Raw genomic sequence first — 24,160 nt, forward strand, 5'->3', positions numbered from 1 at the left:
AGAACGTTATGAAAAGACTACTACTTTCGACCGCGCTGACACTGGGCCTCGCGCTGCCCGCCCTTGCGGCGGATTACACGCCCGACCCCAATGCCAAGCCCGGCGGCGACATCATCGTCACCTACAAGGACGACGTCGCCACGCTTGACCCCGCGATCGGTTATGACTGGCAGAACTGGTCGATGATCAAGTCGCTCTTCGACCGGCTGATGGACTATGTCCCCGGCACGACCGAGCTGCGCCCCGGCCTTGCCGAAAGCTATGACGTGTCCGACGACGGTCTGACCTACACATTCCACCTGCGCACCGGCGTGAAGTTCCACAACGGCCGCGAGATGACGGCCGAGGACGTGAAATACTCGCTCGACCGCGTGACGAACCCGACCACGCAGTCGCCCGGCGCGGGCTTCTTCGGCTCGATCCTCGGCTATGACAAGATGGCCGATGGCTCGGCCACCTCGCTGGAAGGCGTAAAGGTGATCGACCCGCAGACCATCTCGGTCACGCTGTCGCACCCCGATGCCACGATCCTGCAGGTGATGGCGCTGAACTTCGCCTCGGTCGTGCCGAAGGAAGAGGTCGACAAGTGGGGTACCGATTTCGGCCACCACCCGGTGGGCACCGGCGCTTACAAGATGACCGACTGGACCATCGGCCAGCAGGTCGTCTTCGAGAAGAACACCGATTACTGGCGTCCGGGCGTGCCCTACATCGACAAGATCACCTTCCAGGTCGGGCAGGAGCCCATCGTCGCGCTGCTGCGCCTGCAGAAGGGCGAGATCGACATTCCCGGCGACGGCATTCCACCCGCGAAGTTCACCGAGGTGATGTCGAACCCCGACGAGGCCAAGCTGGTGGTCGTCGGCGACCAGTTGCAGACCGGCTACGTCACGATCAACGTCAACATGAAACCGCTGGATGACGTGCGCGTGCGGCAGGCGATCAACATGGCGATCAACAAGGACCGGATCATCCAGATCATCAACGGCCGCGCCGTGCCCGCCAACCAGCCGCTGCCGCCCGACATGCCCGGCTACAACAAGGACTACGCGGGCTATCCCTACGACGTGGAAGGCGCCAAGGCGCTGATGGCCCAAGCGGGCCTTGCCGACGGCTTCGAGACCGAGCTTTACGCGATGAACGCCGACCCCAACCCGCGCATCGCGCAGGCGATCCAGCAGGACCTGGCCCAGATCGGCATCAAGGTGACGATCAAGTCGCTCGATCAGGCCAACGTCATCGCCGCGGGCGGCGACGGCACCGCGCCGATGATCTGGTCGGGCGGCATGGCGTGGATCGCCGACTTCCCCGATCCGTCCGACTTCTACGGGCCGATTCTGGGCTGTGCGGGAGCCGCGCCGGGCGGCTGGAACTGGTCGAAATACTGCGTGCAGAGCTTTGACGAGATGGCGACCAAGGCCGATAGCATCGCCGACCCCGCCAAGGCCGACGAGCGCATGGCGATGTGGTCGGACATCTTCACCAAGATCATGGCTGACGCGCCCTGGGCCCCCGTCTTCAACGAGAAGCGCTACACGATGAAGTCGGCGCGCCTGGGCGGGGATGACAGCCTTTACGTCGATCCGGTGACGATCCCGGTGAACTACGACTACATCTACGTGAAAGAGTAGGCGCATGTGCAAGGACTGCAATTACACCATTCACGGTGCGCAGCATCACTTCGGCTGGGACAATTCCATTGCCCCGGTCGAACGGGTGGAGCCGGGATCGACGATCCTGTTTCACTGTCATGACAGTTCGGCGGGCCAGCTTGGCCCGTCGTCCACCGTCGAGGACGTCAAGACGCTGGATTTCGGCAAGATCAACCCCGTCTCCGGCCCGCTCTGGGTGGAAGGGGCCGAACCGGGCGATGCGCTGAAGATCACCATCGACAGCTTCGCGCCCCAGGCGCAGGGCGGCAAGGGATGGGGCTGGACGGCCAACATCCCCGGCTTTGGCCTGCTGGCCGACCAGTTCACCGACCCCGCGCTGCACGTCTGGACCTATGACCCTGACAGCCTGGCCCCCGCGCTTTGGGGCAAGGAAGGCCGCGTGCCGCTGAAGCCCTTCGCCGGCACCATCGGCGTGGCCCCAGCGGAAAAGGGCCTGCATTCCATCGTCCCGCCCCGGCGCGTGGGTGGTAACATGGACATCCGCGATCTGGCGGCGGGCACCACGCTCTACCTGCCGGTCGAGGTGGCGGGCGCGTTGTTCAGCGTGGGCGACACGCACGCAGCCCAAGGCGATGGCGAGGTCTGCGGCACGGCCATCGAAAGCCCGATGGACGTGGTCCTGACACTGGACCTGGTGAAAGGGGCGAACCTGAAAACCCCGCGCTTCACCACGCCGGGGCCGGTGACGCGGCATCTGGACGCCAAGGGCTACGAGGTGACGACGGGCATCGCGCCGGACCTGATGACGGCGGCGCGCGACGCGGTGGCGAACATGGTCGATTTCCTGTCGGCCACGCGCGGCATGGCGGCGGTAGATGCCTACATGCTGGTCTCGACCTGCGGTGATCTCAGGATTTCCGAGATCGTGGACATGCCGAACTGGGTGGTCAGCTTCTACTTCCCGCGGGCCGTTTTCGAGTGACGGCTGAAGCAGGGTTCCGCCCGGCGGCAACGCCGGGCAGCGCCCGACCCTCCCCCCCGGGGAGGGCGCTTTGCACCCACCCCGAGGGTCGGGCTCTGCCCTCCTTTCTTTGTGCTACCTCACAGGACACCCCTGCCACATGACCCCGACCCAAGACGTCCTGCGTGTTGACGCCCTGACCGTTTCGGTGCGCACCGAGGACGGTCTGCAGCCGCTTGTCTCGGACATGACGTTTCGCCTTGGCAAGGGCGAGACGCTGGCCATCGCGGGCGAAAGCGGATCAGGCAAGTCGATCACCTCGCTGGCGATCATGGGCCTGTTGCCGCCGCCCGCGGTGCGGGTCACGGGCGGCGCGGTCATCCTCAATAGCCGCGAACTGACCCAGCTGCCCGAGGCCGAGATGCGCGCCGTGCGCGGCGACCGCATCGCGATGATCTTTCAAGAGCCGATGACATCGCTCAACCCGGTGATGACAGTGGGCACGCAGCTGGTCGAGGCGATCCGCGCGCACCAGCCGGTCAGCCGCGCCGCCGCCCGCGCGCAGGCGCTGGAGGCGTTGAAGGCCGTTCGCCTGTCGCAACCCGAGCGGCGGCTGACACAATATCCGCACGAATTGTCGGGCGGCATGCGCCAGCGGGTCATGATCGCCATGGCGCTGGCGCTGAAACCCGAGGTGCTGATCGCGGACGAGCCGACCACGGCGCTGGACGTCACCGTGCAGCGCGAGGTGCTGGACCTGCTGCGCGATCTTCAGCGCGAGACGGGGATGGCGATCCTGCTGATCACCCATGACATGGGCGTGGTGGCCGAGATGGCCGACCGCGTCATCGTGATGCGCAACGGCCGGATCGAGGAAGAGGGCGACGTGCGGCAGATCTTTGCCGCGCCCGCCGCGCCCTATACCCGCGACCTGCTGGCCGCGGTGCCGCGGATGGGGCAGGGCCGCCGCGCGCCGCCCCCGCCCGCCGCCGCGCCGGTGGCCCGTTTGCAGGACGTGCAGGTGCGGTTCGACCTGAAGGGCGGCGTGCTGGGCCGCGTCACGCACCGGGTGCATGCGGTCGAGCATGTCAGCTTCGACATCGGCGCGGGCGAAACCTTTGCGTTGGTGGGCGAATCGGGTTGCGGCAAGTCCACGCTGGCGCGCGCTCTGGTGGGGCTGGTGCCGCACGAGGGCCGGATCGAGGTGGACGGGCAGGTGCTGGGCGCCCTCGATACCGCCGGGCGCAAGGCGCTGAGCCGCGCGGTGCAGATCATCTTCCAGGACCCGATGGCCGCGCTCGACCCGCGGATGAAGGTGGGCGATCTGGTGGGAGAGCCACTGCTGATTCACGGGCAGGGCGACGGGCCGGCGCGGGCCGCGCAGGTCGCCGACCTGTTGCAGCGCGTGGGGCTGGAAGCCGCGCACATGGACCGCTACCCGCACGAGTTTTCCGGCGGCCAGCGGCAGCGCATCTGCATCGCCCGCGCGCTGGCGCTGCGGCCGAAGCTGCTGATCGCCGATGAAAGCGTCTCGGCGCTGGATGTCTCGGTGCAGGCCCGCGTGCTGGACCTGCTGGCGGCGCTGAAGCGCGAATTCGGCATCGCCACGCTGTTCATCAGCCATGACATGGCCGTGGTCGAGAACGTGGCCGACCGGGTGGCCGTGATGTACCTGGGCCAGGTCGTCGAGATGGGGACGCGCGCGCAGGTCTTCGGCGCGCCGCGCCACCCTTACACGCAGCGCCTGATCGCCGCCGTGCCGGTGCCCGACCCCACCCATGTCCGCCCGCCCGCACCGCGGCTGGCCGGCGACGTGCCCAGCCCGGTGCATCCGCTGGGGCAGGGCCCCGCGCGGCTGCTGTTGGCGGATGCGGGCGATGGCCACATGGTGGCGGCCGAGTAATCACCAATCGCGACGACACGGAACGGGGCCGAGGGGCGGGGCGGGCTGGGGTGGATTTTTCGTTGGGGCTTGCTAATAACTGACTGGTCAGTTATTAGTGTGAGCGTTCCCTTCCGAGGCCTCCCATGCCCGATCAAGCTGCCACGCCGAAATTCCGCCGCCGGGCCGAGGCGCGCCCGGACGAGGTGCTTGACGCCGCGCTGCGGCTTTTCACCGAGAAAGGCTATGCCCGCACGACGATGGAGCAGGTCGCGCGCGAGGCCGGCATCTCGAAAGGGGCGGTATATCTCTACTTTCCGTCCAAGGCGGCGCTGCTGGAAGGGCTGGTGCAACGCGCGATCAGCCCCTTCGCCGCGGCGGCCGTGCAGGGGCTGGAGGGCTATCGCGGCGATCCGCGGCCGGTGATCCGCCGGGTTCTGACGATGATCGTGGCGCAGGCCACAGCGCCGCAGGCGCTCGCCGTGCCGCAGATGGTGATCCGCGAGGCGGTGCATGTGCCCGAGATCGCGCAGATGTATCGCGACAACGTTCTCGACCGGGTGATCCCGGCGCTGACGCGCCTGATCGCGCAGGGCGTCGAGGGCGGGCATATCCGCGACGTCGATCCCGAGCTGACGGTGCGCAGCGTCGTTGGGCCGATCATGGTGCATGTCGCGCTGGCCGAGGTCTTTGGCATCCAGCCCGCCGGCGGACTGGCGATGGACCGGCTGGTCGAGAACCACCTGACAATTCTCTTTGCCGGGCTGGAACCGGAGAAAGGCCGAGCATGAGCGCGCTTTGGTCCACCATCCTTGGCTATCTTGCCGTGATCATTCCCGCATTGGGCGGTCCGGGGGTGCCTGAATATAACGGCTACATCGAGGCCGATTACACCTATGTCGCCGCCACCAGCCCGGGCCGGATCACCGCGCTCAGTACGACCGAAGGCGCGATGGTGAAGGCGGGCGACCTGCTGTTGACGCTTGACGACACCGCCCAGCAGGCCGCGCTGAAGGGTGCACAGGCGGCGGTGGCGCAGGCGCAGGCCAACCTCGATAACCTGATGACCGGCAGCAGGCCCGAAGAGCTGGACGCATTGCGCGCCGCGCTGCATCAGGCGCAGGCGCAGCAGGTGCTGGCGCAAAGCAATTTCGAACGCTCCAGCGAGCTGTTGTCGCGCGGTATGGTGCCTTCGGCCAAGGTCGACAGTGACAAGGCTGCGTTGGACAGTGCCAATGCGCAGGTCGAACAGTTGACGGCGCAATTGCGCGTGGCCGAACTGCCGGCGCGCAATGCCCAGCGGCTGGCGGCAGAGGCGGCGCTGGACGTGGCGCGTGCACAGGCCGATCAGGCGCAGTCGGCGCTGGACGATCGCAGTGCCACCGCGCCCATCGACGGCAAGGTCGAGCATGTCTTTTACGACGTGGGCGAGGTGGCGGCGACGGGTGCGCCCATCATCTCGATCTTCCAGCCCGATGCGCTGAAGGTGATCTTCTTCATCCCCGAGCCCGAGCGCGCCGCATTTGCCATCGGCGACGCGATGTCTGTCAGTTGTGATGGCTGCGGGCCGGGCCTTGGGGCGCATGTCACGCTGCTGGGGTCGGCCCCGCAGTATACCCCGCCGATCATCTACAGCCGATCCGAGCGTCAGCGACTGGTGTTCCGCGCCGAGGCACGGCTGGACCCGGGCAGCCACCTCTTGCCGGGCCAGCCTGTCAGCCTGACCCGCGCGGACGCGGTGACGCAATGATCGAGGAGGCCGAAAATGCCATCTCTGTCCGGGGGCTGACCAAGATCTTCGGCGACCGCAAGGTTGTCGACAACTTCGACATGGATGTGCCGAAGGGCTCGATCTACGGATTTCTCGGCCCCAACGGCAGCGGCAAGACCACCACGATCCGGATGATGTGCGGGCTTCTGACGCCCAATGGCGGCGAGGGCCAGTGCCTTGGCTACGACATTCGAACCGAACCTGACCGGATCAAGGCCAACGTGGGCTATATGACCCAGCGCTTTTCGCTCTACGAGGACCTGACGATCCGCGAGAACCTCGATTTCATCGCGCGGATGTTCGGCATGAAGGGTCGGCGCAAGGTGGTCAAGGACGCGCTGGCCGATCTCGGCCTGTCGGACCGCGCCAACCAGTTGGCCGGCACGCTGTCGGGCGGGTGGAAGCAGCGGCTGGCGCTGGCGGCCTGCCTGCTGCACAAGCCGCGCCTGCTGCTTCTGGACGAGCCGACGGCGGGGGTGGACCCCAAGGCGCGGCGCGATTTCTGGGACGAGATCCGCGCGTTGTCGGCGCAAGGCGTGACGGTGCTGGTCTCGACCCACTACATGGACGAGGCGGTGCAGTGCGATTTCATCGCTTACATCGCCTATGGCAAGAAGCTGATCGCGGGGCCGGCGGCCGAGATCCCCGACATGATCGGATTGCAGACATGGCGGGTCGAGGGGCCGAACCTGACCGCGCTGGAGGCCGAACTGCGCGCGACCGAAGGGGTCGCGCAGGTGGCGCGTTTCGGCGCGGTGCTGCACGTTTCGGGCATTGATGCGGCCGCGCTGGACAAGGTGGCGCAGGCGCAGATCGCCAAGGGCACGCATAGCTGGACCAAGCAGAAGGGCGGGCTGGAAGAGGCGTTTATCTACCTCATGACCGGCGTGCGCGACAATTTCGCGATCAACGGACCCGCCAACGGACCTGCGGCGGCAGAAGGACAGGCGTGATGTTCTCGCTCTCGCGCTTTCTTGCGGTGATGGTGAAGGAATTCGTGCAGATGCGGCGCGACCGGGTCACCTTCGCGATGATGGTTGGCGTGCCGATCATGCAGCTGTTCCTGTTCGGCTTTGCCATCAACTCGGACCCGAAACACCTGCCCACGCTGATCGAGATGGCTGACGAGGGGCCGATCACCCGCGCGATCCTGATGGGGATGAAGGCATCGGATTATTTCGATTTCGTGGGAACCGTCACGGGCCAGGCCGAAGGCGACCGCGCGCTGCGCGACGGCACCGCCGATTTCGTCGTGGTCATCCCGCCCCGGTTCGAGCGGGACGTGGTGCGCGGGCTGAACCCGCAGATCCTGCTGGCCGCCGATGCCTCGGACCCGGCGGCGGCGGGTGGGGCCGTGGCGGCGATCTCGGGCATCGTGACGCAGGCGATGGCCGACACGCTGACCGGGCCGCTGAAATTCGCCGCCGCCCGGCCGCCGCCCTTCTCGGTAGCCGTGCACAAGCAGTTCAACGCCGAGGGCCGCACTTCGACCAACATCGTGCCGGGGCTGCTGGGCATCATCCTGTCGATGACGATGGTGCTGATTACCTCTGTCGCCATCGTGCGCGAAAGCGAGAAGGGCACGATGGAGACGCTGATCGCCACGCCTGCCCGCCCCGCCGAGGTGATGCTGGGCAAGATCCTGCCTTACGTGCTGATGGGCTACATCCAGACGATCGTGTTCCTGATCGCGGCGCGGCTGGTCTTTGACGTGCCATTCGTGGGCAGTCCGCTGGCCTTCTTCGTGGGCTTCAACCTGTTCATCGTGGTGAACCTGGCGCTGGGCTTTCTCGTCTCGACGGTGGCGCGGAACCAGATGCAGGCGATGCAGGTGTCGTTCTTCCTGATTCTGCCGTCGATCCTGCTGTCGGGGTTCATGTTCCCCTTTGCGGGCATGCCGGGCTGGGCGCAGGTGCTGGGCAGCATCCTGCCCACCACGCATTTCCTGCGGCTGACGCGCAAGGTGATGCTGAAGGGTGCCACGCTGACGGACATCCGTCCCGAGATGCTGGCGATCGGCCTGATCATGCTGGTTATCGTCACAATCGCGTTACGTCGGTACCGTCAGACGCTGGACTGATTGCGGCGCACTGCATCGTGTTCGCGCAATGTTTCCGGTCAATTTCGCTGTTCCGTAGGGTCAGATGCAACCGGTGCTTGCCATTTCGAATGTGTCGCTAAACTATCCCGTCATTCCCGCGCCCAGAGCTGCGGGATCCGGAGTGATGGCCGAACAGCGGCCGCAACAGGGAGACTTCAATGTTCATCAAACCAACCATGATGGCCTCGGCCGCAGCTTTGCTGCTCGCGCTTGGACCGACCTTCGCTGTGGCTGAAAGCAGCCACGTTGCAGCGGGCGACGTGCTTGCCCCCGCCGACCAGCAGACCTTTGTCTCGCGCGAGCTGGACGAATTCCCGTCGATCGACCCCAACCTGATCCAGGACGTGTCGGGCAACGACGTGGCCCGTCAGCTGTTCGAAGGCCTGATGAACCAGGACGACAAGGGCAACCTCGTGCCCGGCGTCGCCACCGGCTTTGATGTCAGCGCCGACAAGATGACCTACACCTTCCACCTGCGCGACGACGCCAAGTGGTCGGACGGCTCGCCGGTCACCGCCAAGGACTTCGTCTATTCCTGGCAGCGGGCGGCCGACCCGGCCACCGCCTCGGAATACGCCTGGTACATGTCGCTGATGGGCATCGCCAATGTCGATGACGTCATCGACGGCAAGCAGCCGCCCAGCGCCCTGGCCGTCGCCGCGCCCGACGATCACACCTTTGTCGTGACGCTGTCGCAGCCGCTGCCCTACTTCCCGCAGATGGTGGTCAACGCCGTGACCTTCCCGGTCCCGCAGAAGGCGATCGAGCAGTATGGCGCCGACTGGACCAAGCCGGGCAACATGATCTCGAACGGCGCCTACATGCTGACCGAGCGCGTGCCGCAAGAGAAACTGGTGATGGAGCGCAACCCCAACTACTGGGATAACGCCAACACCGTCATCAACAAGGTCACCTACCTGATCATCAACGACGAGAACCAGGCGCTGACCCGCTACCTCGCCGGCGAGCTGGACAAGACCGAAATCCCGACCGGTCAGTATCCCCGCCTGAAGGAAGAGTATCCGACGCAGGCGCAAAGCTTCCCGCTGCTCTGCACCTACTACTACAACTTCAACCTGTCGGATTCGGGCCCCGAGGCGCTCAAGGACGTCCGCGTGCGCGAGGCGCTCAGCCTTGCTGTCAACCGCGACGTCATCGTCAACAACATCCTGCAGGGCGGCCAGAAGCCGGCCTATACCTTCACCCACTGGGCGACCGCCGGGTTCGAAGCGCCCGACCTGCCGATCATGGACATGACGCAGGACGAGCGTAACGCCAAGGCGCAGGAACTGATGAAAGAGGCAGGCTACGGCACCGGCGGCAAGCCGCTGTCGCTGGAAATCCTCTACAACACGTCTGACGCCCACAAGGCGCTGGCGGTGGCCATCGGGCAGATGTGGAAGCAGACGCTGGGTATCGACACCTCGCTGAAAAACGAGGAGTGGAAGACCTTCCTCGACGATCGCGGCAAGCAGAACTACGAGATTGCGCGCGGCGGCTGGTGCGGCGACTACAACGAGCCGTCGACCTTCCTCGACCTGATGACCTCGACCTCGGGCTACAACGACGCCAAGTACGAGAACCCGAAAGTCGACGCCCTGATGAAGGACGCGCGGCTGGCCGACAATCCGGAAGCGGACTACACGCAGGTCGAACAGATCATCGCGCAGGACGTGCCGGTGTTCCCGGTCTACGCCTATGCCAGCGTCAAGATGCTGAACGACAAGATCCACAACTGGCCCGTGGATAACGTGCAGCAGAACTACTACGTCAAGGACATCTACAAGGTTCAGTAACCTTGTCCTGATGCGCGCCGCGTCCCCGTTTCCCGGGGGCGCGGCCCATTTCCTTTTGCGGCGCGGAAAATCCCCATGTTCAGTTACATCGTCAGGCGCATCGCCGTCGCGATTCCGACCCTTCTTATCCTGGTCGTGATCTCGTTCATCCTGATGTTCGCGGCCCCCGGCGGACCCTTCACGTCCGAACGTCCATTGCCGCCCGACCTGCTGGCCAACATCAATGCCAAGTATGGCCTCGACAAACCCTACTGGTACCAGATCATCCATTACATCTGGAACGTGGTTGCGCATTTCGATTTCGGTGCGTCCTTCAAGTACAAGGACCAGACCGTCGCCGACATCATCAAGCAGGGCTTCCCGGTGACGCTGACCTACGGATTCTGGTCCTTCGTCGTCGCCGTGCTGGTCGGTGTCAGCCTCGGCGTGGTGGCCGCGATCCGGCAGAATACCTGGCTTGACTACCTGGCCGTCGGCATCTCGGTCGGGGCGCAGGCGCTGCCCAACTTCGTGCTGGCGCCGATGCTGGTGCTGGTCTTCACGCTGTGGCTGGGCTGGTTGCCCGGTGGCGGATGGAACGGGGGGCAGTGGCCTTACCTCATCATGCCGGTGATCGCGCTGTCGACCTCCTACATGGCCTCGATCGCGCGGATCACACGCTCGTCGATGCTGGAAGTGCTGAATGCCGGTTTCATTCGCACGGCCAAGGCCAAGGGCCTGCCGATGCGCCGGATCATCTGGCGCCACGCGATGAAGCCCACGATGCTGCCGGTGCTGTCCTACCTTGGCCCCGCCTTCGTGGGGATGATCACCGGTTCGGTCGTTGTCGATGTCTATTTCTCGACCGGCGGCATCGGGTTGTTCTTCGTGAACTCGGCCTTCAACCGCGACTATTCGACGATGATGGGCATCACCATTCTGGTGGGCGCGTTGACGATCCTGTTCAGCCTTGTGGTCGATGTGCTTTACGCATGGATCGACCCCAAGATCCGTTATTGAGGGGGAGGGACCGATGGTATTTCCCGACAAGGCGACCGCGGACGGCCTGATCGAGGCCGCCGCGCTGTCCGAGGCCAAGGGCCGCTCGCTCTGGTCCGACGCGGTGGGCCGTTTCCGCCAGAACAAGGCTGCGGTCTTTGCCCTCTACGTGCTGATCGCGATCACGCTTTTCGCCTTCCTTGGCCAGTTCCTCGCCGCCTATTCCAACGAAGAGATCGACTGGAGCCGCTTGGGCAACATCGCCCAGACCGGGGCGCCCTCGTTCTCCAACGGGCATTACTTCGGTCTCGATGACCTCGGGCGTGACCTTTACGCACGTACCGTGCAGGGGACGCGGATTTCCATCCTCGTGGGTCTTGTCGGGTCGCTGATCGCGGTGGTGGTGGGCACGCTTTACGGCGCCATCGCAGGCTATGCCGGGCACCGGACCGACAACGTCATGATGCGGATCGTCGACATCCTTATGTCGATCCCCTTCATGTTCGTGCTGATCCTGCTCTTGGTGATGTTCGGCCGGTCGATCGGGATGCTCTTCGTCGGTATCGGCCTGATTTCCTGGCTCGACATGGCGCGGATCGCGCGGGGCCAGACGCTGACGATCAAGAACAAGGAATTCGTCGAGGCGGCAGTCGCCACCGGTGTGCGGCCCTTTACCATCATCCTGCGGCATATCGTGCCGAACCTGCTGGGCATCGTCGTGGTCTATGCGACCCTGCTGATCCCCGGCCTGATCATCACCGAAAGCTTCATCAGCTTCCTCGGTCTGGGCGTGCAGGAACCCTCGACCTCGCTGGGCGCGCTGATCTCCAAGGGGGCCAGCCAGATGCAGTATGGCGTGATCTGGCAGCTTCTTTTCCCGCTCTTTTTCTTCCTCGCCACGCTGTTTGCGTTCTTCTTCGTGGGCGATGGCCTGCGCGATGCGCTCGACCCGAAGGACCGCTGACATGGCCTTGCTTGAAGTTCAGGACCTGCGGGTCACGTTCCGCACCAATGACGGCCCGGTCAACGCGGTCAACGGCGTCAGCCTGCAGATCGACGCGGGCGAAACTCTGGCCATCGTCGGCGAAAGCGGGTCCGGCAAAAGCCAGACCGCTTTTGCCGCGATGGGCCTTCTGGCACGAAATGGCGAGGCCACGGGCGAGGCGCGGTTTGACGGCAAGGACCTGCTGAAGATGTCGCAGCGCGACCTCAACAAGGTGCGCAGCCAAGAGATTGCGATGATCTTCCAGGACCCGATGACCTCGCTCAACCCCTACATGCGGATCTCGGACCAGATGGCCGAGGTGCTGCAACTGCACAAGGGTATGTCCAAGCGCGCGGCGGTGGCCGAGGCAGTGCAGATGCTGGACGCCGTGCGTATCCCCAACGCATCCAGCCGGATCACGATGTTCCCGCATGAGTTTTCGGGCGGGATGCGACAGCGCGTGATGATCGCGATGGCGCTGCTGTGCCGGCCGCGCCTGCTGATCGCGGATGAACCCACCACCGCGCTCGACGTGACGGTGCAGGCCCAGATCATGGACCTGCTGGGCGATATCCGGCGCGATTTCGGCACTGCCGTGATCCTGATTACCCATGACCTTGGCGTCGTCGCGGGGTTCTGCGACCGGACGCTGGTGATGTATGGCGGGCAAGTGATGGAAGAGGGGCCGACGATGGAGCTGTTCGAAAGCCCGTCGCACCCCTACACGCTGGGCCTGCTGAAGGCCGTGCCGCGCGTCGATCGCGATGACGAGATGTTGCAGACCATCGCCGGAGAGCCGCCAGACATGTCACGCCTGCCCGCCGGGTGCCCGTTCAGCCCGCGCTGCGAGATGGTCGAGCCGATCTGCGCCGGGACCAAGGCCGCGCTGGTGAATTTTGAGACGGGACGGCGCCGGGCCTGTCACCGCGCTGTCGAGGAGGTCGCATGATGCAACCCATCCTGTCACTGCAAGATGTCTCGGTCACGTTCGACGTGCGCCGTTCGGGATCGTGGCCGTGGACGCCGCCGATGAAGTTGCAGGCGGTCAGCAAGGTCAGTTTTGATCTTGCGCCGGGTGAATGCGTCGGGGTGGTGGGCGAAAGCGGATCGGGCAAATCGACACTGGCGCGCGCGGTGATCGGCACGGTGCCGTCGTCGGGTGGCAAGGTGCTTTTCGAGGGCAAGGATCTTGCCTCGATGGATGCGCTGACCCGGCGCCGTCACCGCCGCGATGTGCAGATGATCTTTCAGGACCCGCTTGCGGCGCTGAACCCACGCATGACAGTGGGCGAGATCATTGCCGAGCCATTGATCACGCACGAACCCAAGACGCCCCGAAGTGAAGTGCGCCACCGCGTGCAGGAACTGATGGAGCGGGTGGGCCTGCTGCCCAACCTGATCAACCGCTATCCGCACGAGTTTTCCGGCGGGCAATGCCAGCGCATCGGAATTGCCCGTGCGCTGATCGTCAAGCCCAAGCTGCTGATCTGCGACGAGCCCGTCTCGGCGCTGGACGTGTCGGTGCAGGCGCAGGTCGTCAACCTGTTGTGGGAATTGCAGCGCGACATGGGCCTGTCGATGATCTTCATCGCGCACGACCTGTCGGTGGTTAAACATATCAGCGACCGGATCGTGGTGATGTACCTGGGCCGGCTGATGGAAACCGCCTCGTCCGAGGTGTTGATGACGCGGCCCAGCCACCCTTATACGCAGGCGCTGATCGCCTCGGTGCCGATTCCAGACCCGCGCAAGGAAAAGGCGCGCAAGCGTCCCATTCTGGAGGGCGAACTGCCCTCGCCACTGGCGCCGCCCTCGGGCTGCGTGTTCCGCACCCGCTGCCCCAAGGCGCAGGCGGCCTGTGCTGGCGACCGGCCACCGATGCTGGAGGTAGGCAAGGGCCATGCCGTGGCTTGCCCCTTTGCCGAGGCCGAGGATGTGCTGGCTGTGGCGGGTTAGGTCCGGCAAGCGCGATTTACCGAGATGGCTTGGGCACTTGGCCCGCGCCTAGTAGTCCTTCTGGTAGAAAATCCCCAGCCCTGTTGTGCCGTCGGATGCCGCACTTCCCGTCGCGGTGATCGTGGGTGTCACGTCAAGGTTGAGGTTGATGGTGCTGGTCCCGTCGCTGCCGATGGTCACATCGGTATAGACCTTGTCGGTCAGGTATTTGCCCACACGCACGGCAGCGTTGCCACTGGCATCCGATGTCAGGTCGATATCGTCGACGCCGATACCCTTGCGCAGGTTGTCGATGATGCCGCTGCCACCGCGCCCGGCCAACGTCGCCACCGCAGAGGCCAGTTGCACGGCCTGCAACGGGCTGATCGATTTCAGATCGCGCCCGAAGAGAAGCTGAGACAGAACCTCGTCTTGCGGCAGTTCAGGCGAGGAGGAGAAGGTTACGGTGGGCTCGGTCGCGGGGCCCGACACGGTGATCTTCACCGCCGTGCCCGACCTCGCGGTGGTAGAGGCGACAAGCCGCAGCGTTGGCACGAAATTGCCCGCCAGCGTGATCGCCCCCTCGTCGAGGTCAAAGCGCTGCTGCAGGATGTCGATCCGGCCGCGGATCAACGAGAAATCACCCGCGGGCACGACATTGGCCGAGGTGCCGGTAATTCGCAGCGTGCCGCCCAGCTCGGCATCCAGGCCACGGCCGCGCACGAAGATGCGCTGTGGCGCGCGAATGGTGATATCGAGCGGGTAGGGCCGGCTGCGCGCCAGCGCGGCGCTGGTCGCGGGTGCGGCCGAGGCGCCGGCCCGGGCCAAGGTCCTGCGCACTGGCGCGGAGGCGCCGAGATGGGTGACGTCCGGCAGGTCACCCAGCGCGCCGATGGGGGAAGAGGGCACCTGAACCTCGGTTTGACCCACATCGATGTTGCCGGCGATGCGCGCGCCGCCCGTCAGCGGCCCCTTGACCGTCAGTGCGCCTGAAACGGTTGTTTGATAAAGCGTCGGATCCTTCAGGACGAGGCCAGAAAGCGTGACGTTCAGATCAGCGGAATAGGGCGCGGCAAGGCCGACCGGACCCCGAACGCCCAGCTGTCCGCCGCTTCGCGAGGCCCCGCTGGCCACCAACCGGGCGCTGCCGCCGGAAAGGGTGACTGTGGCGTCAATCCCCTCGATCGACTGGCCCAGCGTCGGCGCGGAAAGCTGCGCACCGCTGGCACGGATGGTGCCGGTCATCGACGACAGCGCCGGCGGGCCCTTCAGGGCAAGATCGAACCGCGCGACACCCGCCAAGCGCCGTGGCGACAGCACACCGTTCAGCAGGCCCAAGGGCGCCTGCCCCGCAAGCGTAAGGTCAAGGGCCATGTCGGGATGGATTCGCCCATTCAGCGTCGCGTTGGTGCCGCCGGGGCCGGTGGCATCGGTGCTGAGGCTCCAGTCGCCATTGGCCTCCAGCTTGGCAGTGCCATTTGCCGTGGCGGGGCCGCGGAAATCGGGTGCGATCAGGCCCAGATCGGCCAGCCTTGCGCTGTAGTGGGCGGTTCCCCCCGTGCCCTCGCCGCTGATCCCGCCCGAGACGGTCAGCGCAGGCGTCGACAGCGCAATATCCTCGACCCGCAGGCCGCCGGGCCGGTCGCGCAGCACATGGGCATTGATCTGGCCCGCGCCGCGCAGCACCGCATCGGCCTGGGGCTGACCAAGGGCAAGGTCCTGGCTGGTGCCGGTCACTGTCAGGTCGAATTTGCGCATGTCGGTCGCGATGCTGCCGGTCACTTGGGCGTTCAGCGCCCCTTTCAGCGCCCGGCCCGTCACCGCGGCAAAGCGGCCCAGATCCACCGCGTTCAGGGCCGCCTTGCCCGCAACATCGCCACCGGCGGGTTGGGTCAGGTCCGCGCGCAGTGTTGCGCCCATTGCCGTTGCATCTGCCGTCAGGGTTGTGGCGCCGGTTGCGTCGCGGCTGGCCTTGGCGGAGATCCTGCCCGCGCCGGCAAGCTGCGGCAACACGCGGGCCAGATCGGGCAGGTCTGCGGTCAGGTCCAGCCCGGCAGCAGGCCCGTCCTCTGCCATGTTGGCGTTGCCGGTCAAATGAATGGCGGGTGTGGCGAGCGTGACGTTGCTGACGCTGTCGGTGCCATCCTTGCGCCGGGCATCGAGCGTCAGCGTGCCCTGTCCGCGCAAGAGGCCGTCCAGCGCGGCAATGCCGGTGCCGATGTCGCGCATCGTCGCGTCAATGTGCAGGTCCGCGGTGCTGGCGTCGGGCATCGCGGCGCCGGTTATGGTGGCCGCCAGCGACCCCGCCAGTGGCCTTCCGGCAAGCAGGGCAAAGCGCGCAAGATCGGGCGCTGTGGTGGTCAGCCGCAGATCGAGCGGGCTGGTGCCATCGGGGCTGGTGCCGTCGAACTTTGCCGTTGCAGCGCCGACGCTGGCATCGGCGCTCAGGGTGAGGCCGCCATTGGCCGCCCGCCCCGCGTCGACGTTCAGGGTAGCGGGGCCGGTCAGGCCGGGATAGGCGAGGCCCGCATCGGTTATCGCAAGGCTGGCCTGCGCGTGGCTGGCGGCACTGGTGATGCTGGCCTGTCCGGTTAGTTTCAGCGCGGGCGTCTGCAGGCTCAGCCCCTCGATCCGCGTGCCGGAAGTGTCGCGCACCAGCCGCACGGCCAGTTGCCCAGTCCCGCGCATCACCCCGTCCAGCGGCGGCAAGCCGACCGACAGATCGGTGCTGGTGCCGCTGATGCGCGCATCAATGCCGCCGTCAAGCGGCGTGGCAGTCGCACTCAGCGTCAGGTCCGCGCCGCCGCCAAGGGAACGGCCGACCAGCGTGCTGAACTGGGCAAGGTCCGTGGCCGAGGCGCGCAGGCTGGTGCTGACCTGCGGCCCGCCATCGGGCAGGCTGATGCTGGCCTGCCCGTCAAGGGCCAGTCCGGCACCCTTCAGCGTCAGCGCGTCAATCACCACTGGCCCGGCGCCATCGCGGTGCAGGCGGAAGCGGCCCGACAGACTGTCCCCCAGCGCCTGAGTCACGCCGGCACTGTCGAATTTCAGTCCGGTCGCACCGTAGTCCAGCGCGGCGGTCAGTTGCGCGGGCGTGGCGCCATCGGGCCGGCGGATGACACCGCCGCCGGACATGGTGACCGAGGGGATGTTGAGGCCCGGTCGGGCAAGATCGCGCAGATCCAGCGTCGCGCTCCAATGCGGCCCCTTGGCGGCGTCGAAGGCGACCTGCAGGTCGGCCCCCTGCACCGTGGTGCGCGGCCCGGCCATCGGCAGCAGCACCGGCGCGCCCGAGGCATCACCCATCTGCCCGGTCAGTGTGAAGGCCGCGGGCCAGCCATCCGCGGCGATGCGCGCGTTGCCCGACAGGCGCAATGCGGCAGTGCTCAGCTGCAATCCTTGCAGGTCGATCCCTCCATCGGCGGTCTGCGCGGCATCGGCCACAAGGCTGACCGACGTGCCGAAAAAGGCGCGGTATTCGGGCAGGAACAGCGTGGTGACATCGCCGGCCACGTCGAGGTGCAGACGTTGCGCCGCGCCGCCCGTCCCGTCAGAGGTCAGCGCGAAATTGCCGGTCAGCCGTTCGACCCCGTCAGTCGCAAGGCTCATCTTCGCGGCGTAGGCACTCAGCGGCGCGGTGCCTTCGATCGCAAGGCGCAGCGCGGGCGCGCCGGGCAGGCCGATCAGCGTGGTGGCAAGGCCACCCGAGGCCTCGTCCAGCGCCAGCTTCAGGCCCAGCACGCCGGTCACGTTGGAATAGCTGCTGATGACGTTGAAACTGCCCGCGGGGCCGTTTTGCCGCGTCGCGGTCAACCGGGCCACGCCCTTGCCGCCTTCGAGGCTGAGATCGCCTTGCAGGGCAAGCTCCACCGGTTCGCCAATGATCGAGGCGCCCAGCGCGATGGTACCGACCTCCAGCTTGCCGATATTGATGGCCACAGGCAGTTCGGGCAGCTTGAAGGGTGCGGCCTCGGGCGATGGCGCTGACGGCGGGCTGTGCGGCATGCGCGCCACGGTGATGCGTTTGGCCGACAGGTCCTGCACCTCGATGCGGCCGGTCAGCAATGCGCCGCGGTCCCATGTCAGCGTCAGCCCCTCCAGCGTCAGCCACACGCCCTGATCATCAGCGACGGTCAGCTTGTCGATCGTGGCTTGAGAACTGAGCGCGCCGGCAAAGCCATAGATCAGCACCTCGCGGCCATTGCCCGACAGCGCACCGGTGATCATGTCGGTGATAAAGCCGCGATCGGCCTGTTGTTGGGCACTGTCCTGCGCCAGTGCAGGCAGGGATGACCAGACCAGCAGAAGTAGGGCGGCGAGCAGTCTCAAAACGCTTGTCCTATGCCAAGATAGACCTGCAGGTTATGGCCCGCGCCATCGCCGCTGACGGGCACGGCAAGGTCCAGCCGGATCGGCCCGATGCCGGTGTCGTAGCGCACGCCAAGGCCCGCACCCGCCTGCCAGCTGCCATCGGTCAGGGGCGTGGAGGAGGCGCCGACATAGCCCACGTCGTAGAAGCCCACCAGGCCGATCGCACCGGTGATACCCACCCGAGCCTCGGCCTGCACCCCGGCATAGGACATCCCGCCCAGATCGAGGCTGACTGGCCCCATCCCAAGATCGCGCGTCACCGTCACGCCAAGGCCCTGATAGGGCTGGCCGCGCACCGTCTGGGTGCCGCCCGAGTAGAACAGCATGTCGGTCGGTGTCTCGGTGACGTCGGGGCCCAGAACCGACCCGACCTGCCCGCGCAATGCAAAGGTGACGGGGTGGGATTGTCCGAAGCTGTGATAGATCCGCCCATCGGCGTAAAGGCGCCCGCCCGACCCGATGCTGCCGGTGCCCACGAATGGTGTGATTTCGAGGTCGAGATAGGTGCCGTTCTTCGGGTTAAGCTTGTCGTCGCGCTTGTCGCGGGTGCCGGTGATGGGCAGGCTGAACACCGAATAGCTGCGCGCGCCCAGCGCATCATCGACCTTGGCCGTGGTCAGTGCAGCGCCGCCGCTGAGGGTCAGGTCATTGCCGATCAGCCGCGTCAGGCCGACGCTGATGCTGGCCTGGTCGAGAAGGTAATCGGTCTCGTCTTTCCGCATGATCGAGGCCGTCGCGTAAAGATCGGTATCGACGTGGAACGTGCGGGGGCGGTTAAAGGCGGCCGAAAGGCTGTAATCGGTGCCACCGCTTGTGCCGCCGATATTCGAGACTTTGCCATCGATCCGAAGGCTTTCGGCACCGCCCAGCAGGTTACGGTTGAGCCAGAAGGTGGACAGCGCCAGTCCGTCGACGGAAGAAAGTTCTATGCCGAAGCCCAGACGGTGGCGCTTTTCCTCGATGACCTGCGCAGTGACGGGCAGCGTATCGCCCGGTCCGGCGGCATCGGCAGGTACCACGGCGACGGAACGGAAGGCGCCGGTGCGGCGCAGGCGCTGGGCCGCGCGGTCGATATCGGCAGGGTCGTAGATCTGCCCGTCGGGCAGGCCGGCGATCTCGGCAATTCGGGCGGCACTGACGGCCTGATTTCCGGTGACGGCCAGCTTGCCAAAGGTCAGGACGGGCCCGGGCGCCAGCGTGACCGCAACATCAAGCGTGTCTGTCTTGTGGTCGGCGGTTATCTTCTGCGCGCCGGTCTTGGCCAGCGCGTGGCCCGCTGCGCGCCATGCGTCCAGCCCGTCCGAGACTGCGGTGCGGATGGTTTCGGACCGGGCCGTCTGGCCGGTGGCGAAGTCGGCCGGCAGGGTGGTGTCGGCCGGCAGAGGCGAAATCGCCACCTGCCCAAAGCTGAAGCGTGGGCCGGGGGTGACGGTGATCTGAACCGTGCCGATATGCGCGGGTGCATCAAGCGGCGCGATCGTCGCGGCCTCGCGCCCGTCCACGGTGATCGAGATGGTGCCGCCATAATAGCCCTCGGCGTAAAGCCCGGTCAGCAGGCGGCGATAATCGGCGCGGGCGGCGGCGACGTAATCCATCGGGGCGGGATTGGCGCTGTCAGGCACGGTTGCCGTCAGCGAGGCAGATTTCAGCACCCGTTCCAGCTGGGCATCGCCACCGGTCACGTCAATCTGCACGCTTTGAGCCGCCGCAACCCCGGCCCAAAGGCAGGCAGCGAGGGCCAAAATGGTGTGACGGGCCGGTTTCCCCGGGAGATTCGGCAGTGGCATCTGTCTGTCGGTCGGGGACATGGTTCAGAGCATAGCCCAGCCACCCCACAAGGAAAATGCCCGACGGGGTTTCGGCGGCACTTCGCGCAAGATTCAGGCGAATGGATCGGGGCTGTAACCTACGGCGGCAAGGTACAGGCCCTGAGGCGGGCAGACCGGGCCGCAAGCGGCGCGATCGCGGGCCTCCAGCGCGCGGGCGACGTCGTCCGGCGTCCAGCCGCCGGCACCCACCCTCTCGAGTGTGCCGACGATGCTGCGCACCTGGTTATGCAGGAAAGACCGGGCCCGGACGTGAAAGCGATACTCCGCCCCGTCGGGGCGGTCCACGGTTTCGATCCGCAACTCGTCCAGCGTTTTGACCGGGCTTTTCGCCTGACAGAGCGTCGAGCGGAAGGTGGTGAAGTCATGCCGTCCGATCAGGTGCGCCGCACCTTCGCGCATCGCCTCCACCTCCAGCCGGTGACCCACCCGCCAGGCCAGCCCCGCCTCGTGCGTCAGCGGCGCGCGGCGGCAGATCAGCCGAAAGAGATAGCGCCGCTCGATCGCCGAGAACCGCGCGTGCCAGTCGTCCGCCACCCGCGCGCAGGCGGTGATGGCCACGGGGGCGGGCTTCAGATGCCAGTTCAGCGCCTCAGACAGGCGGAACGGGTCCCAGTCGCGGGCCAGGTCGCAATGGGCGACCTGGGCCAGCGCATGGACCCCGGCATCGGTGCGCCCGGCGGCGGCGATGGTGTGTGGCCCCGCCTCCAGCCGCGCCAGCGCGGCCTCGACCGCGCCCTGCACCGAGGGCTGGTCGGCCTGCCGCTGCCAGCCGGCAAATGGCGCGCCGTGGTATTCGATCCTGAGGGCGAAACGGGGCATGGTCCGGGGCCTTAGGCGCAGGCCTGCGCGAAATCAATCCCTACACAGCGGACGCGGGGCTGCCTATCTTGGTCGGGAACGACAGAAAGGGCGGCGCGTGGTCATTTCCACCGTGGCGGACGGGATCACGCGGGGCGTGGAGGCGGTGGGCGACGCACTGGGTGCGCCGTTTGGCGCGTCGACGTTGCGGCTGGGCGTCACCGGCCTCAGCCGTGCCGGCAAGACGGTGTTCATCACCTCGCTTGTCGCCAACCTGATGAACCGCGGCCGGATGCCGGGCCTTGCGGCCGCCGCACGTGGCGCGATCAGCTCGGCCTATCTGGAACCCCAGCCCGACGACACGCTGCCGCGGTTCGATTACGAAACCCACCTGGCCCGGCTGACCGCCGCGCAGCCAAGCTGGCCCGACGGGACGCGCGCGATCAGTGAATTGCGGCTTTCGCTTCGGGTCCAGCCCAGCGGATTGCTGGCAGGGCTGCAAGGACCAAGGGTGCTGCATCTCGACATCGTCGATTATCCAGGCGAGTGGCTGCTGGACCTTGGCCTGATGGAGCAGGATTTCGCCGGATGGTCGGCCCGGGTGCTGGCGCGAATGCAGGCCCGGCCAGAAGCGGCGGAATATCTGCGCGCAGTCGAGGGCCTTGATACCGCGGCACCTATGTCCGAGGCGGCGCTGAAGGCGCTGTCCGCAGGGTTCACCAATTATCTGGAGGCCGCGCGTGCCGCTGGGTTCTCTGACCTGACGCCGGGACGCTTCTTGTTGCCGGGCGATCTCGCGGGATCGCCCGTGCTGACCTTCGCGCCGTTGCCACCCGCGCCCGGCGCACCGCGCGGCTCGCTCTGGTCCGAGGCCGCGCGCCGCTTCGAGGCCTACAAGCGCAAGGTGGTCACACCGTTCTTTCGTGATCATTTCGCGCGGATCGACCGGCAAGTTGTCCTCGTCGATGTGCTTGGCGCGCTGGAGGCAGGCCCGGCCGCGCTGGACGACCTGCGCGAGACGATGGCCGACGTGTTGGCCGCGTTCCGGCCGGGGCGCGCGGCTTGGCTGGCGCGGCTGCTGGGCGCGCGGCGGGTGGAGCGGATCCTGTTCGCTGCAACCCGTGCCGATGCCTTGCATCATGCCCAGCACCCGGCGCTGACCGCCCTGACCGGTGCGCTGCTGAGGTCCGCGCGGGACCGGGCGGAGTTTGCCGGCGCGCGCACGATGGCGTTATCGCTGGCGGGCCTGCGCACCACTGTCGAGGTGGCGGCCGAAGGCGACCGCCCCGACATGGTGCGCGGGCGGCTGGCCGAGACCGGCCGGCAGGCCGCCTTTCACCCCGGTACCTTGCCGGAGGACCCGGCCGCATTGCTGTCGGCGGCGCGAACCGGGGCGGATGCGTGGCCCGGCGCAGGCTTTCGCACGGTGCAGTTCGCGCCCGCGCCCTTGACGCTGCGCGAGGGCGAGGGCCCGCCGCATATCCGCCTCGACCGCGCGGCGGAGTTCCTGATCGGAGACCGGCTGTGAGCGCGCCGATCAACTTCGGGGTTTGCCTGTGTACTTGGATATTTCAGGCCGGACCTGGCACAAACGGTGGCGCTTGGGCCCGTGGATTTGCTGAATCACAACCAAGGGCCCAACGGATCGAAGGCGCGCGGTTGTCCGATTTCGTGATGGTCCGACATGGTGGAGGTGCGCGATGACCGAGCAACGCGACAGCGGTCCGGTGCTGATCGACCTCGACGAAGAGACCGCCCCGGCCCAGCCCGAGGCGGCACCAATGGTGCCCGAGGAGGGCGCGCCGCAGGGCCCGGCGGCGATGCAGCGGCTGGCAAGTGCGGCCGCGCGCCCGCGGTCCCGGCTGGGAGCGTGGTTCTGGTCGCTGGGCGGCTCGCTTGTCACCTTTTGGGCCGGACTTGCGGCCTGGGACTATGTTACGGGCCTGCTGGCGCGCAACCCGGTGCTGGGCGGCATCGCCACGGCGCTGCTGGCGCTGTTCGTGGCGGTCGTGACGCTGATCTGCCTGCGGGAACTGGCAGCCTTCGCGCGGCTGCGCCGCCTGGATACCGTGCACCGGGCCGCGCTGGCCGCGGTGGCCACGCATGACCTTGCCGCGGCGCGCGACGTCACTCGGCGGCTTGACGCGCTTTATGCCGCGCGCCCCGATACCGCATGGGGCCGGGCCCGTCTGGCCGAGCGGCGGGACGACATTCTTGATGCCGACGATCTGCTGCACCATGCCGAGACGGTGCTGCTGGCCCCGCTCGACGAGCGCGCCAAGCGCGAGGTCGAGGCCGCGGCGCGGCAAGTGGCCGCCGTCACCGCGGTGGTGCCGCTGGCGCTGGCCGATGTCTTTACCGCGCTCACCGCGAACCTGCGGATGATCCGGCGCATTGCCGAGGTCTATGGCGGGCGCGCGGGGTTGCTGGGCAGCTGGCGGCTGACCCGCAACGTCATGGCGCACCTCGTGGCGACGGGGGCCGTCGCGGTGGGCGATGACCTGATCCATTCGGTGGCGGGAGGCGGGCTGCTGTCGCGGCTCTCGCGCCGCTTTGGCGAGGGGGTGATCAACGGTGCGCTGACCGCGCGCGTGGGCGTAGCCGCGATCGAGGTTTGCCGGCCGCTGCCCTTTGCCGCGCGCCCCCGCCCTTCAGTCAGCGGGCTGGTGCAGCGGGCGCTGACGGGGCTTTTCGGACGCGCCTAGCGCAACAGCGGCACGCCCCCTTCGCCGCGCATCCGCTCGACCACGCCGGCGCGCAGCGATCGGCCGATGCGGTGCGCCAGTGCCGACCATGCAGCGGCCTGATCGGGGGCAAGCTCGCGTGCCAGCGTCGCATCGAACAGGCGCAGCCATGTTTCGAACATGCCCGGCCGGACATTGCCGGCATCCTGATGCGTCGCCATCACGTTGCCGTCATACTGCCGCTCGCCCAAGATTGAATTGCGCCAGAACGCGGCGACCTTGGCCTCGTGCGTGGGCCAGTCGCTGACATGGGCGGCAAAGACGCGGCCCAGCATCGGATGCGCGCGCACATCGGCGTAGAAGGCGGCAACGACGCGGGCGATCTCCGCCTCGGTCACGGGGAATTTCGGGGGCAGGGCTGTCATGTCGGTCTCCGGCCCGCATCTTGCGCAGGAT

Annotated in this window: 18 protein-coding genes; 14 read left to right on the plus strand and 4 right to left on the minus strand. The window is 66.8% G+C overall.

Translation table 11 applies throughout. The features are described from left to right. Positions 1 to 8: 8 nt before the first annotated feature. The 12 genes from GC146_RS02280 (at position 9) to GC146_RS02335 (ending at position 14,043) form a co-directional block, all read left to right on the plus strand. Positions 9 to 1,631 (plus strand): ABC transporter substrate-binding protein, encoded by a 1,623-nt coding sequence (locus GC146_RS02280; RefSeq protein ID WP_291833792.1) that lies wholly within the window; start codon positions 9 to 11, stop codon positions 1,629 to 1,631. A gap of 4 nt (positions 1,632 to 1,635) precedes the next feature. Beyond that, entirely contained in the window at positions 1,636 to 2,595 is a 960-nt protein-coding gene (locus tag GC146_RS02285; protein WP_291833795.1) for an acetamidase/formamidase family protein, read from the plus strand. Between the two features lie 139 nt (positions 2,596 to 2,734). Then, the gene (locus GC146_RS02290) at positions 2,735 to 4,477 is read left to right on the plus strand and encodes an ABC transporter ATP-binding protein (RefSeq protein ID WP_291833797.1); all 1,743 of its coding nucleotides are present in this window, start codon (positions 2,735 to 2,737) and stop codon (positions 4,475 to 4,477) included. A gap of 125 nt (positions 4,478 to 4,602) precedes the next feature. Beyond that, the gene (locus GC146_RS02295; RefSeq protein WP_291833800.1) at positions 4,603 to 5,247 is read left to right on the plus strand and encodes a TetR/AcrR family transcriptional regulator; all 645 of its coding nucleotides are present in this window, start codon (positions 4,603 to 4,605) and stop codon (positions 5,245 to 5,247) included. Then, on the plus strand, positions 5,244 to 6,206 hold the full coding sequence (locus GC146_RS02300; protein WP_291833803.1) for an HlyD family efflux transporter periplasmic adaptor subunit: 963 nt from the start codon (positions 5,244 to 5,246) through the stop codon (positions 6,204 to 6,206). Before GC146_RS02295 ends, GC146_RS02300 begins: the two co-directional genes overlap by 4 nt. Continuing rightward, complete coding sequence (locus tag GC146_RS02305; RefSeq protein WP_291833805.1) at positions 6,203 to 7,180, plus strand: ABC transporter ATP-binding protein; 978 nt, start codon at positions 6,203 to 6,205, stop codon at positions 7,178 to 7,180. Before GC146_RS02300 ends, GC146_RS02305 begins: the two co-directional genes overlap by 4 nt. After that, entirely contained in the window at positions 7,180 to 8,307 is a 1,128-nt protein-coding gene (locus GC146_RS02310) for an ABC transporter permease (protein ID WP_363240926.1), read from the plus strand. The genes GC146_RS02305 and GC146_RS02310 overlap by 1 nt, the downstream gene beginning before the upstream one ends. Before the next feature lie 179 nt (positions 8,308 to 8,486). Further along, entirely contained in the window at positions 8,487 to 10,124 is a 1,638-nt protein-coding gene (locus GC146_RS02315) for a peptide ABC transporter substrate-binding protein (RefSeq protein ID WP_291833811.1), read from the plus strand. A 75-nt stretch (positions 10,125 to 10,199) separates the two neighbouring features. Beyond that, entirely contained in the window at positions 10,200 to 11,123 is a 924-nt protein-coding gene (oppB, locus tag GC146_RS02320) for an oligopeptide ABC transporter permease OppB (RefSeq protein WP_291833814.1), read from the plus strand. A gap of 13 nt (positions 11,124 to 11,136) precedes the next feature. Next, positions 11,137 to 12,066 (plus strand): ABC transporter permease subunit, encoded by a 930-nt coding sequence (locus tag GC146_RS02325; RefSeq protein ID WP_291833818.1) that lies wholly within the window; start codon positions 11,137 to 11,139, stop codon positions 12,064 to 12,066. A 1-nt stretch (position 12,067) separates the two neighbouring features. Next, positions 12,068 to 13,036 (plus strand): oligopeptide/dipeptide ABC transporter ATP-binding protein, encoded by a 969-nt coding sequence (locus GC146_RS02330; protein ID WP_291833821.1) that lies wholly within the window; start codon positions 12,068 to 12,070, stop codon positions 13,034 to 13,036. Beyond that, a complete protein-coding gene (locus tag GC146_RS02335) occupies positions 13,036 to 14,043 on the plus strand; it encodes an oligopeptide/dipeptide ABC transporter ATP-binding protein (protein WP_291835708.1) in 1,008 nt (335 codons plus the stop codon). The genes GC146_RS02330 and GC146_RS02335 overlap by 1 nt, the downstream gene beginning before the upstream one ends. Positions 14,044 to 14,091: 48 nt before the next feature. Here GC146_RS02335 and GC146_RS02340 read toward each other — a convergent pair whose 3' ends face one another. The 3 genes from GC146_RS02340 to truA form a co-directional block, all read right to left on the minus strand. Further along, the gene (locus GC146_RS02340; protein WP_291833823.1) at positions 14,092 to 18,351 is read right to left on the minus strand and encodes a translocation/assembly module TamB domain-containing protein; all 4,260 of its coding nucleotides are present in this window, start codon (positions 18,349 to 18,351) and stop codon (positions 14,092 to 14,094) included. Next, the gene (locus GC146_RS02345) at positions 18,348 to 20,087 is read right to left on the minus strand and encodes an autotransporter assembly complex family protein (protein ID WP_291833826.1); all 1,740 of its coding nucleotides are present in this window, start codon (positions 20,085 to 20,087) and stop codon (positions 18,348 to 18,350) included. The genes GC146_RS02340 and GC146_RS02345 overlap by 4 nt, the downstream gene beginning before the upstream one ends. 186 nt (positions 20,088 to 20,273) lie before the next feature. Then, on the minus strand, positions 20,274 to 21,041 hold the full coding sequence (gene truA / locus GC146_RS02350) for a tRNA pseudouridine(38-40) synthase TruA (RefSeq protein WP_291833829.1): 768 nt from the start codon (positions 21,039 to 21,041) through the stop codon (positions 20,274 to 20,276). Between the two features lie 97 nt (positions 21,042 to 21,138). Here truA and GC146_RS02355 point away from each other — a divergent pair, with 97 nt between their 5' ends. Both GC146_RS02355 and GC146_RS02360 read left to right on the plus strand, forming a co-directional pair. After that, a complete protein-coding gene (locus tag GC146_RS02355; RefSeq protein WP_291833832.1) occupies positions 21,139 to 22,548 on the plus strand; it encodes a YcjX family protein in 1,410 nt (469 codons plus the stop codon). A gap of 172 nt (positions 22,549 to 22,720) precedes the next feature. Continuing rightward, the gene (locus tag GC146_RS02360) at positions 22,721 to 23,725 is read left to right on the plus strand and encodes a TIGR01620 family protein (protein ID WP_291833834.1); all 1,005 of its coding nucleotides are present in this window, start codon (positions 22,721 to 22,723) and stop codon (positions 23,723 to 23,725) included. Here the strand turns inward: GC146_RS02360 and GC146_RS02365 are convergent. Continuing rightward, positions 23,722 to 24,129, minus strand: coding sequence for a group III truncated hemoglobin (locus tag GC146_RS02365; protein ID WP_291833837.1), 408 nt, complete (start codon positions 24,127 to 24,129; stop codon positions 23,722 to 23,724). The two genes, GC146_RS02360 and GC146_RS02365, sit on opposite strands and share 4 nt — an antisense overlap. Positions 24,130 to 24,160 lie beyond the last annotated feature (31 nt).

The organism is Limimaricola sp., assembly GCF_016125575.1.
Classification (GTDB): domain Bacteria; phylum Pseudomonadota; class Alphaproteobacteria; order Rhodobacterales; family Rhodobacteraceae; genus WGLM01.